The sequence below is a fragment of the Prevotella sp. ne3005 genome (genome assembly GCF_900110085.1).
Taxonomy (GTDB): domain Bacteria; phylum Bacteroidota; class Bacteroidia; order Bacteroidales; family Bacteroidaceae; genus Prevotella.
On sequence record NZ_FOCK01000003.1, the window covers coordinates 318448 to 330730 of the forward strand.

9 protein-coding genes and 1 pseudogene are annotated in these 12283 nt (G+C 49.1%); 2 read left to right on the forward strand and 8 right to left on the reverse strand.

What is annotated here, in order from left to right:
- The first annotated feature begins 155 nt into the window (after positions 1-155).
- Positions 156-1310: a TlpA disulfide reductase family protein gene (locus BMY16_RS06110; RefSeq protein ID WP_091840910.1), complete on the forward strand. Its 1155-nt coding sequence runs from the start codon at positions 156-158 to the stop codon at positions 1308-1310.
- Here the strand turns inward: BMY16_RS06110 and BMY16_RS06115 are convergent.
- Genes BMY16_RS06115 through BMY16_RS06130 form a run of 4 tightly spaced genes read right to left on the reverse strand, consistent with a single transcriptional unit; the run spans position 1305 to position 6460 of the window.
- Complete coding sequence (locus tag BMY16_RS06115; protein WP_091840911.1) at positions 1305-2420, reverse strand: ABC transporter substrate-binding protein; 1116 nt, start codon at positions 2418-2420, stop codon at positions 1305-1307. The two genes, BMY16_RS06110 and BMY16_RS06115, sit on opposite strands and share 6 nt — an antisense overlap.
- A gap of 6 nt (positions 2421-2426) precedes the next feature.
- The gene (locus tag BMY16_RS06120; protein ID WP_139207145.1) at positions 2427-3560 is read right to left on the reverse strand and encodes a YncE family protein; all 1134 of its coding nucleotides are present in this window, start codon (positions 3558-3560) and stop codon (positions 2427-2429) included.
- A 21-nt stretch (positions 3561-3581) separates the two neighbouring features.
- A complete protein-coding gene (locus tag BMY16_RS06125; protein WP_244512937.1) occupies positions 3582-5585 on the reverse strand; it encodes a TonB-dependent receptor in 2004 nt (667 codons plus the stop codon).
- Positions 5582-6460: a PD-(D/E)XK nuclease family protein gene (locus BMY16_RS06130; protein WP_091840914.1), complete on the reverse strand. Its 879-nt coding sequence runs from the start codon at positions 6458-6460 to the stop codon at positions 5582-5584. Before BMY16_RS06130 ends, BMY16_RS06125 begins: the two co-directional genes overlap by 4 nt.
- 596 nt (positions 6461-7056) lie before the next feature.
- On the opposite strand from BMY16_RS06130, the gene BMY16_RS06135 reads away from it, so the two are divergent.
- Entirely contained in the window at positions 7057-8031 is a 975-nt protein-coding gene (locus tag BMY16_RS06135) for an aldo/keto reductase (protein ID WP_091840916.1), read from the forward strand.
- A gap of 3 nt (positions 8032-8034) precedes the next feature.
- Here the strand turns inward: BMY16_RS06135 and BMY16_RS06140 are convergent, their stop codons facing one another.
- The 4 genes and pseudogenes from BMY16_RS06140 to BMY16_RS06155 form a co-directional block, all read right to left on the reverse strand.
- A complete protein-coding gene (locus BMY16_RS06140; RefSeq protein WP_091840917.1) occupies positions 8035-9054 on the reverse strand; it encodes a pyridoxal phosphate-dependent aminotransferase in 1020 nt (339 codons plus the stop codon).
- A gap of 32 nt (positions 9055-9086) precedes the next feature.
- Positions 9087-9863, reverse strand: a pseudogene (locus BMY16_RS06145) (ABC transporter ATP-binding protein); the annotation flags it as partial.
- A 30-nt stretch (positions 9864-9893) separates the two neighbouring features.
- Positions 9894-11540, reverse strand: coding sequence for a hypothetical protein (locus tag BMY16_RS06150; protein ID WP_139207146.1), 1647 nt, complete (start codon positions 11538-11540; stop codon positions 9894-9896).
- A gap of 10 nt (positions 11541-11550) precedes the next feature.
- Positions 11551-12141, reverse strand: coding sequence for a manganese efflux pump MntP (locus BMY16_RS06155; RefSeq protein WP_091840923.1), 591 nt, complete (start codon positions 12139-12141; stop codon positions 11551-11553).
- Positions 12142-12283: the final 142 nt, after the last annotated feature.

The following is a 12283-nucleotide window of genomic DNA, read 5'->3' on the forward strand; positions in this document are numbered from 1 at the left end:
TAAAAACTCGATGCGACATAAGCGCTGTCTCATCGCAAAATCGGCGCAAAGTTACACATTATTATATTAATAAACGAAGAAAACATGATTATTTTTCGTTTTTTATGAAAAATGTACTACCTTTGCACCCACAAAACGAAAAAAGGTCATAAACAATGAAACATATTTGGAAAGCAGCGGCCATGTTCACGGCTGCCATGATGATCGCCTCATGCGATAATAATAAGTTCACTGTAGAGGGTCAGATTAACAATGCCAAGGACTCTGTGCTATATTTTGAGAATGTTGGACTGGAAGGCATCCAGGTACTCGACTCCGTTAAACTGAATGATAATGGTGATTTCTCATTTAGCGAAGCCGCAAACTTGGCACCAGAATTCTACCGTCTCAGAATCTCCAACCAGATTATCAACGTAAGCATCGACTCTACTGAGACCGTACAGATTAAGGCTGAGTATCCCGATATGGCATCCAACTATACTGTCAGTGGCTCAGAGAACTGTGAGAAAATTAAAGAACTGACCCTGAAACAGATGACGCTGCAGAGTCAGGTTATCTCTCTGCAACAGAATACCACACTAGGCGTCAATACTGCCAACGACAGCATACAGAGTCTTATCAATGCCTATAAGGAAGATGTGAAAATCAACTACATCTACAAAGAGCCTATGAAGGCCTATTCCTATTTTGCCCTTTTCCAGGCTTTAGGCAACTACCTGATTTTCAATCCCCGTACAAACAAGGACGATATCAAGGCTTTTGCCGCCGTCGCCACCAGTTGGGATACCTACTACCCGCATGCCGAGCGCGGACAGAACCTACATAACATCGCCATAGAGGGCATGAAGAACCAGCGTATCGTTGCTGCACAGAATGCAGACATTCAAGTGGAAGCCAGTAAAGTCCAAGAGGCTGGTGTTCTCGACATTGCCCTTATTGACAACAAGGGACAGGAACGCCATCTGACAGATCTGAAGGGACAGGTAGTGTTGCTCGACTTCCATATCTTCGCCCTTGAGGATTCTCCTACCCGTATCATTATGCTCCGTGAGCTTTACAACAAATACCACGCACAAGGACTGGAAATCTATCAGGTGTCACTCGACAATGATGAACATTTCTGGAAGCAGCAGACTGCGGCCCTGCCTTGGATTAACGTCCGCGATGCTGACGGCATCAATTCGCAGCGCCTTATGATGTACAACATTCAGGCAGTACCCGATTTCTTTGTCATCGATCGTGGCAACAACCTTGTAAAGCGTGCCGCCCAGATTAAAGACCTGGAGGCAGAAATCAAGAGCCTATTATAATTTCCGATAATAGCGAAGTGGTTTTACACCCTTAATGCCTGGGTGTATTATCTGAATAAAGTCGTTCAGCAGCCTGTCTGGACGGAAGGGTGACTCCTCGTAGAAACGAGTGGTACGTACATTACAGCCATACACTTCCCCTGTCTGGAAGGCACGGAACTGACCATAGCCCTCCTGTTCTGACAGGAGCATGTCAGGTGTCATTGGTTGTTCACTATCATAGCGGAACATCCACGCTTCTGTATCAAAAGCCTCCTCCAATACCGTCTCAAAGGGCAACGAGAGCGATCCACTATGCTCATCGTATTCCCATGGATACCGTCCGCCAGCATCCTTCACCATCTGTCCTATAGTACTACGTCCGCCAGGAACATACCAGACGGAACCCACCTGTTTGTCAATCATCAGGGAGCGGCCCTCACCAGCCTTCTCTGCAATCTTCTTCAGGTCGTTGTAATTCTTGTCAACCTCCGCAAAGAGATTGTCTGCCCTCTTCTGACGACCGAAAAGCAGACCATAGAACCGCATCCACTCCGCCCTGGCCAGTGGGGATACCTCCATATATTCGGCACACTCTACGAGTGGGATATCCAGCTCCTCCAACCTGCCATAGCCTCCGCTATTCTCAAAGGGCGACAAGAGGATGGCATCGGGGTGTAAATCGATAATCTTCTCTATGAGGGGACTCATCCCATCACCACAATCCACAATTCTGCCTGCCTTTACCTGTTTCTGTATCCAGGGAATCTTAATATATTTCAGATCTGCCACACCAGCAATCTTGTCATGACAACCAAAATCCATCAATAGTGAGCAGTGTACCGTTGTGAACACCACCGCTTTCTGCAAAGGCGTACGGATGACGGTGCCTTTCGGCAGATGAACGGGCACCTCTGCATCTTTGGGCACGAGGACATAGGTGTGCAGTGCTTTGCCATCCTTCCATGGATTTTCAATATTGACCACCGTATAACCATCATACTCCACGATTGAGGGTAGTGTGGCATACTTAAAGGTAACACTGTCGCCACTCCCCAGCAGACGGTCCATCCGTCCGCCACAAGAGAGTAGCGACAATGCGATAAGAAGGATGCTACAGAGTTGCTTCATCGGAGCTTACTTAACTTTTACCGTACCATAGAGGAATGTAATCTGATGGGGCTCTACACCTGTATCGAAGGTCTTGACATATTCTCCATTACCCGTATACATGTTTATGAAGCCGGGAGCCGAATAGTCAGGATAGCCCGTATCAGGATTCATCTTGCGAGAGGCAATAAGTACATAACCCGTATTGGGATCAACACTGATGGCTGCGGGGCTCTCAATGCGGTTCGCACCATCGCCAGAGAGGGTAAACGTACTCAATGAGCCATAGGCAACGTTGAAGATTGAGTATGACACCTTCTTGCTTGAGTCATAGGGAGCATTGAAAGTGACAATGTTATAGCCTGCTGCTGCCATACCTGTTGCATCGGGGATAATCTTCTGAACATTGCTACCGTTAATCAGGTAAACACCTGCTTCTTTCTGTACCCAGCTCTCATCGTAATATCCCCAGTCAAGCACAAAGATGTTATCACCAGCCACAGCCAGTTCCTGGGGATTGCGGACACCCTTAATCTCTGAGACGGAACCAGAAGAAAGGTTGACAACGGAGATAGAGCCATTGCCATTACCATAATCACTGTTGGCTACATAGAGGTAAACCAGATTGTCTTTGGTACCAATAGCCATTCCCTCGGGGTAAGAGCCCACCTTGTACATGTTGCGAACAGAAAGATCCAGGGTGTCGATTACACCCACATAACCACCATAAGTAGACACATACACATGATTATCATAAGCTGTCAAAGAGCGTGGCATGACACCTTCTGCCTCACCCATTTCGTCTGTGGTGCTTATCCGTTCTATCAGTTTGAAGGTCTTTTTATCAAGAACAAATACAGCATTCTCATCGCTGCCTGCCACATATACTTTGTTGCCATAGCACATCACGGAGTTCGGAGTTCCACCGAGACTTTCGCCATTGGCATTCTTAAACACATTCTGACGGGCTGATCCGCTTTCATAGTCAAGGAAAGTCAGCGAGCCGTCGATACTATTGGAGGAACTGCCGTTGTTGACAATGAGGGCGCCATTAGTCACGACATACTCTGCTGGCTGATCGTTTTTGTCGTCACTAAGACAACCTGTGAGGAGGGTTGTACCCAAAGCCATCACAATCAAATTAAAAAGAATCTTTTTCATTTCTTGAATCATTTATGTAATTTAAAGTTGATATTTCAATGAGACCTGCCAACTGCGGCCAGGCATAGGATAGAAACGTACAATCTCGTATTGCTTATTGAAGAGATTCTTCACATCTACACGCGTTTCCAGCTGTTGCTTACTCCAGCAGAAGTTATGCCAGAACGTCAAGCCCATATCCCAATAACCGTCAATCTCCGTACTCTCATAGTGCTGGTTGTTTGCCCATCGGCTGCTGACGCCAGAACCATGCAATGAGACATTCACCCAGGGGTTCTCCCAACCTAGGGCGATGCTCCCGGAATGGCGGGGAATATAAGCAATCTGGTTACCATAATAGGGCGACTCTTCGCTGGTGCGATTCTCTGCCTGCTGATAGTTGTAACTGCCCGAAACTTCAAGGCGATGACCTTCGCCAACATGATAAGCGGCATTGGCTGTCAGGTCGGCACCCAGAACCTTAACCTTCCCCACGTTGACACAAGTCCATACAAACATATTATAAGGTACAGCCACAATCATGTCCTTCACATGATTATAATAGCCGTCGACAGTACATTGAAGACTGAATGGGGAAGCCTGGTGACTGTAGGTAATGCCGAGGTTATACTGGTCGGTGCTCTCAGGCAGAAGGTTCGTACTACCATAATGATAGTAATAGCTCTCGTTAAAGGTAGGCGCCCGGAAGATGTTCTTGTAGGAGGCTCGGAGATACACATCCTTGTCTTCACATAACTTATATGATAGCGACACCGAGGGTGAAAGCCTTTGCATATCCCGGGCAGGGTCGCCCATCTTTGCGTTGTTCAGATAGAGAGAATAAAGCAGTCGCATCAGAGCAGTCAACCTGCCATTATGATATTTCGCCGTACCGGATTGTAATATACTGTGACGGTAAGGATGGCTGTTTATTGTTCTGGAGGCCGAACTATTCAGATTGTTAAAGCTGTAATCAAGAGAATAGTCGAAGGCCCACTTCTCAGATGGTGCATAGAGCACAGCCACCGAGGTGTAAGCCTCGCGCTGCCAGTAGCTTGCATCGTTGACAGCATCAGGATAGAGGGGATCCTTATAGACTGAGGCATACCAGTTGAATTTCCCATGCCACTTCAACGACCAGCCAGAACGGTTACGTGTCTGATACAGCAACTGGGCGAAGAAGTTCTGATCATGGAGCGTCTCTTTATTAAGGTTCGTGTAATAATGCACTTGCCCAGGCAACTGGCGGTCATTGTCATAGTAGTACACTTTTCCGCTGACCCGATTGAAAGTATCGACACTCCACACAAAGTTCAGTTCACCGTGCCCAGTATTCATCCGGCTGTTCGTACGATTGTCCTTTACCGTCTGCTTCACATTCTTTATCTCGTAAGGGTAATCGTTCTCTGCATAAGTATATTCACCAACCACAGAGATGGCAAATCTGTCTGTGAGGTTCTGCTCATAGCGCAGGAAGGGGCTGGCATATCCGAATGAGCCGACCTTCATTTGCGCTGTCAGATGTGGCTTGGTGTTGGCATCGGGCATGCCGATGGTATGGATGTTCAGCACTGCAGAGGCAGAGGCATTGCGAGCAGGGATGAAGATGTCATCGTTGTCGCCAATGACCAGCGAGAGTTGTTCCACATTGTCGAGACTATAGCGTGAGAGGTCGATCTCACCACTCTGACAGTCGCTGAGCATCACCCCGTCATAACCCACACCGATATGCTTGGCACCGAAGCCACGCACGGCAATCGTCTTCAGGCCCCCTGCCCCACCGTAGTCGCGCAGGGTGACGCCTGGGATGCGATGCAAGGCATCTGCTATGTCTGTCACACCTAATGTCAGCATCTGCTTCTGGTCCAGAATACGAAGGGGGGCCGTGCTCGTCACTTCGTGCTGACGCCGGCTTTCCGTAATGGTCACCTCGCGAAGCTGATGCACCCTGTCCGTAATAGTGTCATTACGAACCTCCTGCCCGCTCACCGTTGTAGCCAGCAGGCTGGTCATTGTCAGGGTTATCATCAGCTTACCAGTCATCATGTTTCGTTGTTTATCAGTTGATGTCCCAGGTCCTCACGATGGCAGGCATCGACGATCTGGGCGATGACCTCATCCATCTTGGGCACCTCTGCCACGAAATACGTGGGGTAGTCGGCACAGAGCACCACCAGGTTCATCGTCCTGACCCTGACGCCGTAATGCTCTTCAAGCATGTAGCGATAGAGGTTCTGCTGGATGCAGTAGTGGTAGAAAGGCGTATCGGGAAGCGTGATGCCGTTGAAGCCCGTCTTGCCTCCGAAGGCTTCGACAATGGGCTGGCCCAGGCTGTTGACCACCTTGCCGCTACGCTTCCAGTCGTAGATGGTGAAGGTGCCGTCTTCATTCCTGCACACCATATCGATGGTGCCTGCGATGTTCAGCTCCGTATCGTAGACGGGCCACTCCTGACGATAGGGGCGGATATGGTAGTCGCCCACGAACTTGAGGAAGTGGCTACGCTCCATCTCGATGCTCACGTGCTCCACTTCGCCATGAAACTCGAAGGGGAATTCGGTCAGGAAGGCACCGTCCTTGAAGTAGCGCTCCGTCTGCTCATGCATGAACGTGCCCACCTCGGAGGCTTTCTTGCCTATACGCTCCCACTTCTTAAGCGACTCCTCGATGGGCACCCCGTAGCGTTCCCACTGGCGGCGGGCAGCTGCCTGGGCGTCGAAGTGCTCAAAGAAATGGGCTATCAGCGAACTCACGGGGAGCAGCTGCTGCAGGCCTTTATAGGTATAGATGTGGTGCTCGGGCTCGAAGTCGATGTAGCGGTCCTGCTCATACAGTCCTGCATCGGTGAAGGATCGCATCTTCTCCTCCATCGCCTCCGAGCGCTTCAGCCCGTCTGTACTTATGTTCTGTTCGTTGGACATTGCGTTTCTGTTTGTGTTGCAAAGGTACAAAGATTTATCGTAACCGCCAAATCTTTTAGATGATTTAAGGAGAAGGTTGAAAGATTTAAGAGTCTTTATGATGTTATTTTTCTTAACAAAGCGCCTCGTGAGAATCGCGTTTTAGAGCCCAAACCAACCCGAGGCCACAATGACGCGAAATATGAGCCGTTTTGCTAAGTGGCTGATAGCGTGGAAGTTATGTTTTTCTTGTCATGATTCTTTACTCCAAACACCCCTGAAAACCCCGAAAAAGCCCCGATTTCATCGCAAAATGCCCCGAGTTTGCTACGGAAATAGATAGGGTTTGCCCGGACTAAACCTATACTTTAGTCCGACTAAAGTCATGGTTTGCTTACGGTAAACATATACTTTGCCGTAACCTGACCTGTTTTCAGCCCCAAACAGCCTTCCCGTTTCTCTAGAAGGAGCAAAAAGAAAGTGTTAAATTCTGGCACTTATTATTGACAAACAAAAGATTCTGCATTACCGTCTCCTGTAAAAAAAGTCAGGAAAAACGGAGTTTTCTCCCAAATTATCACTACCTTTGCCGACACATTACTAAAACAAACGAAGACATGAAGGAACTGTACTTTGCGGACAAGAGCCGCTACGACAACGGGATGGAGTTTGAGCGCTGCGGGCGCTCTGGTGTGTTGCTGCCTAAGGTAAGCCTCGGCTTCTGGCATAACTTCGGAAGCGTCGACCCCTATGAGCGCAGCCGTGAGATTACCCACTACGCCTTCGACCACGGCATCACCCACTTTGATCTGGCCAACAACTACGGCCCAGTCTACGGCTCTGCTGAGGAAACGATGGGCAGACTGATGGACGAGGACTTCCGACCCTACCGTGACGAGCTGTTCATATCCTCGAAGGCAGGTTACGACATGTGGCCTGGCCCTTACGGCAACTGGGGTTCCAGGAAATATCTGATGGCTTCGCTCGACCAAAGTCTGAAGCGCATGAAGATCGACTACGTGGACCTCTTCTATAGTCACCGCTACGACCCAGAGACACCGCTGGAGGAGACACTGCAGGCGCTGGTGGACATCGTGCGTCAGGGCAAGGCGCTCTATGTAGGTATCTCCAACTGGCCGCTCGAGCCCCTGAAGTTCGGTTACGACTACCTGAAGGCCCACGATGTGCCCCTGCTCATCTATCAGGGCCGCCTGAACATGCTCGACCGCAAGCCACAGGAAGCTGGCATTCTTGACTTCTGTGCAGACAACGGCGTAGGTTTCATCGCCTTCTCTCCCTTGGCACAGGGTCTGCTCACAGACCGCTACCTCAATGGCATCCCCAAGGACAGCCGCATGTCGAAGGGCAAGTTCCTCCGTGAAGAGATGCTCACGCCAGAATTGTTGGAGAAGCTGCAACGTTACAACAAGGCAGCAGAGAGTCGCCATGAGACACTCGCAGAGATGGCCCTCGCCTGGATTCTCCACCAAAGGGGTGTCACCAGCGTCCTCATAGGAGCCAGCTCAACAGCCCAGCTGGAGAAGAACCTCCGCTGTGTGAGTGCCGCTCCCTTCGATGATTATCAATTATGATGGTCAATTCGAGGCACAATAGGTCGTCAAAGCCTCCACAAGTACATCATTCTCCTCTGGGGTCTGCGCCGTGATACGGAAGCAGTGGTCGTCAAGTCCCCTGAAATTGGAGGCATCTCGGATAAGGATGCCATAATTGTTAATCAGCCATTTCTTCAGTTCTGGTGTATTCCCTTTATCGATATTCACCAACATGAAATTGGTGTCCGACTTCATTACCATCAGCCCCTCGATAGCTGAGATGTTCTCGTAGAGCCGTTGGGCCTCAGCCAGATAGCCATTGAGGTCTGGAATCATCTTCGGATCATTCTTCACCAAAAACTTACCGGCCTCTATCGCCATCGCATTGATGGTCCAGGGCTGACGGATATGCTTCATACGATCGATGATAATGGGCGAAGCGAATATATAGCCCAAACGAAGGCCGGGAATGCAATATTTCTTCGACAGGGAATGAACCAACATCACATTAAAGCAGTCCTGCATTTCCCTTGGCTCCAGCATCGGACTCAAGGTATAGTCGGCATACGACTGGTCGACGACATACAGATAACGGGGATGCTGCCTGATGATATGATTGATCAGACTCTTCAGCAAGACATTACCCGTCGGGTTATTAGGATTGCAGAGCCAATAGATACGGTCATCGGGCAGTACTTCCAATTCGTCCGCAGAATCATAGGAGATCAGGTGTCCGAACTCCCGGCACGCATCCTCATACTCTGTGAATGTTGGCTGTGGAATGATCGAGGCCCATCCCTTGTAGAGTTGAGCTATCAAATAGATAGCCTCAGTGGCTCCGTTGGTCACCATGACAGTATTCTCTGGTACGCCCAATTGTTCTGCCAGCATACTTTCCAAAGAATGGGCATCAGGTTCCGGATAATGCCCAACAATATCAAAGTGCGCCATCAGGTGCTCTTTGAGTTCAGAATAATCAGCCCTGCTATAGACATTTGAGCTGAAATTCATCTTAATCTTGTCGCCGTAGCGAAAAGCATCATCGCCGTGACCGTATATCATAGGTATCTTGATTGTTTTTAATCGTTCCGCTTCACTCTGATTGTCAGCGTTTCAGGATCAAAGGAGATGCCCTCCCTCTCGATAAAGCGCCCTAGGTCGCCCTGCTTGGCAAGGGTCTTAGGCGAGCCAATGGCCATCCGCTCCCCCCGGGTCATCAGCCAGACGACATCCGCCAACTGAAGGGCCAACTCCACGTCATGGGTAGAGAGAAAGATGGTTTTGCCAGCCTCGCGGCTGATACGTCTGAGCAGTTGCAGCACTTCCACCTTACTCGGATAGTCGAGGAAGGCAGTCGGTTCATCAAGATAGATCACAGGTGTCTGTTGTGCCAATGCCTTGGCAATCATCACCTTCTGCCGTTCACCATCGCTCAGGGTGTGAACCATTCTCCGACTCAGCAGGTCAATGCCCACCAGACTGATGGCCTCATCCACTATCTGCAGGTCTTCCTTGGAATAGGTTCCCCAGAAGCCTGTATATGGAGAGCGCCCGAGGCTGACGAGCTCGCGCACCGTCATGTTCCTTACATCAGGTTTCTCTGTCAGCACGACACCTATCAACCGACTCAGTTCCTTGTCTGTCCAGTCTGACAAGTCGCGGCCCCCTATCATTATCTCCCCTTGTATCTTGGGTTGGAAGGCAGACAATGTACGGAGTAGTGTCGACTTACCCACACCATTGGCTCCCAGCAGACAAGTCAGTTCTCTGCTGCAGATGGTCCCGTTGATGTCCTCGGCCACAGTGATGACACCATGTTTCGTCGTGTAGCCGATGCCGAGATCCCGGAGTATTATCGCCTCAGTGTTCATCTTTATGCTGCAAAGATAAACAATATTTTTTTATTTCCTAATTATTTTGTACAAATTATCTGCTTTTTTCTCAACTTTACCCGTTTTGGCTATTTCATCAAGGAATCGGGCGAAGCCAAAATGCTCCGGAGCAGTAAGGACGTACCCCTCTTCATTCTTTGGAATCACGCTGGAGAGCGTATCGATATAAGATACGAACTTCTCGTTGTACTGTTCAACCTCTGTCAGGTAAACGCGCCAATAATGCAACTTCCGTTCTGGGTTATACACCGTAAACTCATATCTCCAAGGCTTCTCTTTTTCATAGCAGAAACGGTAGTGCTCCGTCATATACTCCATGGCAGAAGGAGCTGATGCACCATACTCGAATGTCAGGATATTAGATGTCGGAATAGTGTCTAGTACGGCCTTCTGCTGGATGCGCCAGTCCTTCAGCACGGCCTTGATGGAATGGATATACCATGAATAGAAGAAATGCCCCGTTGCCAGCATCATTTCATCGCCGGTAAAGATTTGCGGTCCGGCGCCAAGAGCCAATGAGACTTCACGTCCTCCGATTTCAATAGAGGTCAAAGGCAATGCTATACCAATACTGTTCAGCGGATTGGCCTGAAGCCATGTCACATCTCTGCGCTGCTGACGAACAGAGACGGTCATCAGCAGGATGGCAAGAATGATACAGGCCCACTTCAGGAAGCATCTCCTGCTAAGCACATCTTCCAACCATTGCAGGGCACGCACACCGGCAATAATGGCAAACGGTGCATCATAGAGAAAGTGCTTCGACGCATTACCAAACTCAGCCATCACGATGTGTAACACCACGATGGGCAGCAGCACTACGAACAACTCCTTCCACCGCTTGCTTCTAGTGATGGCAAAGATACCCAACGGCAATAGGATAAAGTATGTCAGCGAATAATAACCAAAGATGGCAAAGAAACGCTGCATCGGTGTAACAATGTTGTTCCACTTCTCATAGAGGCCCACCGTCCCCAGCACCTGGGCATTCATCAGCCAGAAGCCCGACAGCGATATCACAATGATGGCCAGTGCATAGGCTGCCGCCAGCCAGAAGCTCTGCTTAAACGACCTTCCGTTGAAGTAGAGCAAAGGCAGGATGACGGGATAGACCGTAACAATGTCGACGCGAAACCACGTGGCCAGACACAACAACAGGACCGACTGCCAGTGCTTCTGCTTCATCGTGAGTATCAATGCCCAAATCATTAGGGCAGCAGCCGGGATGGCGGAATTGGAATACATCGCTATGGCATACATCTCCGGCAATAGCATCGCAGCTATCAAGAGCTTTGTACGACTCGTCTTGACAATCCGTTGTCCGAACTCCACACAGCCTATCAGGAAGGCAAAGCTACATAGAACCGTGAAGACATAATAAATCTGTTCACATGTAAAGAAGGGCAGCACATGTTTCAGCGCCGTAATCAGAATCGTAATCAGCGGCTGCTGACGATACTCATAGGTATAAAGCGGGGGCAGTGACCAACCCTCACGATAAGTGACATCACATCCAAAGGTAATCACCTGACCATCAGTCTCGTAACACTGAAGGGGGAATACGCCTACTAACACCCATATTACAAACAACGCCAACAGAATCGGATAAGCATGCTTATTGACGTAATCGTAAATCACCGATAAAGAATTACTCATATAACTATCATCATGTTAATAAATGCGAGACAAGAATCTTGACGCCTATCAGGATCAGGATGACACCCCCGAAGAGGCCAGGCTTCAGCCTACGGGAGATGGTCAGACCGAAACGACTGCCAAGCCAGGTACCAAACAAACTGAAGAAGGCTGACACCGCCCCGATAATTACTAAGGGAGCCGTCAATTGCGAGGCCCTTTCATAGCCTGCACAGACAAACGATATGCCGATGGCCAGCGCATCAATACTTGTGGCCACAGCCAGCATCAGTTGGGTACGAAGCCTATCGGGATTAAAGAACTGTTCCTCCTCAGGACTAAAGGCCTCACGGATCATATTACCACCTATGCATAATAGGAAGAAGAAGGCTATCCAGTGATCGTACTGCTCTATCCACTGCTGGAAGAAGCTGATACCCAACCAACCTAACAACGGCATCAAAGCCTGAAAGAATCCAAAGAGCAAGGCCATGCGAACCTCCCTCATTGTCCATAGGGGGCGCTCCTTGGCAGAAGATGCCATCACGCCACTGACGATGGACACCGCAAAGCAATCCATGGCCAAGGCAACTGCTAACAGAACAACATCAAACAGGTTCATATAGTATTTATTTATCCATTTCCGATATTTTGCCTGCAAAGGTACAAAAAAGTTGAGAGTTAAAAAGTGAAAGTAGAAAGTTTTTTTGTATTTTTGCACACAGAAATCATTCATCAATAACGAAATCAGATTCTTATGAGGA

Excerpts from the sequence above, each read along its gene's own strand:
- BMY16_RS06125 (WP_244512937.1), bottom strand. The coding sequence starts at position 5,585 with ATGATGACTGGTAAGCTGATGATAACCCTGACAATGACCAGCCTGCTG.
- BMY16_RS06135 (WP_091840916.1), top strand. The coding sequence starts at position 7,057 with ATGAAGGAACTGTACTTTGCGGACAAGAGCCGCTACGACAACGGGATG.
- BMY16_RS06155 (WP_091840923.1), bottom strand. The coding sequence starts at position 12,141 with ATGAACCTGTTTGATGTTGTTCTGTTAGCAGTTGCCTTGGCCATGGAT.
- BMY16_RS06140 (WP_091840917.1), bottom strand. The coding sequence starts at position 9,054 with ATGATATACGGTCACGGCGATGATGCTTTTCGCTACGGCGACAAGATT.
- BMY16_RS06115 (WP_091840911.1), bottom strand. The coding sequence starts at position 2,420 with ATGAAGCAACTCTGTAGCATCCTTCTTATCGCATTGTCGCTACTCTCT.
- BMY16_RS06130 (WP_091840914.1), bottom strand. The coding sequence starts at position 6,460 with ATGTCCAACGAACAGAACATAAGTACAGACGGGCTGAAGCGCTCGGAG.
- BMY16_RS06120 (WP_139207145.1), bottom strand. The coding sequence starts at position 3,560 with ATGAAAAAGATTCTTTTTAATTTGATTGTGATGGCTTTGGGTACAACC.
- BMY16_RS06150 (WP_139207146.1), bottom strand. The coding sequence starts at position 11,540 with ATGAGTAATTCTTTATCGGTGATTTACGATTACGTCAATAAGCATGCT.
- BMY16_RS06110 (WP_091840910.1), top strand. The coding sequence starts at position 156 with ATGAAACATATTTGGAAAGCAGCGGCCATGTTCACGGCTGCCATGATG.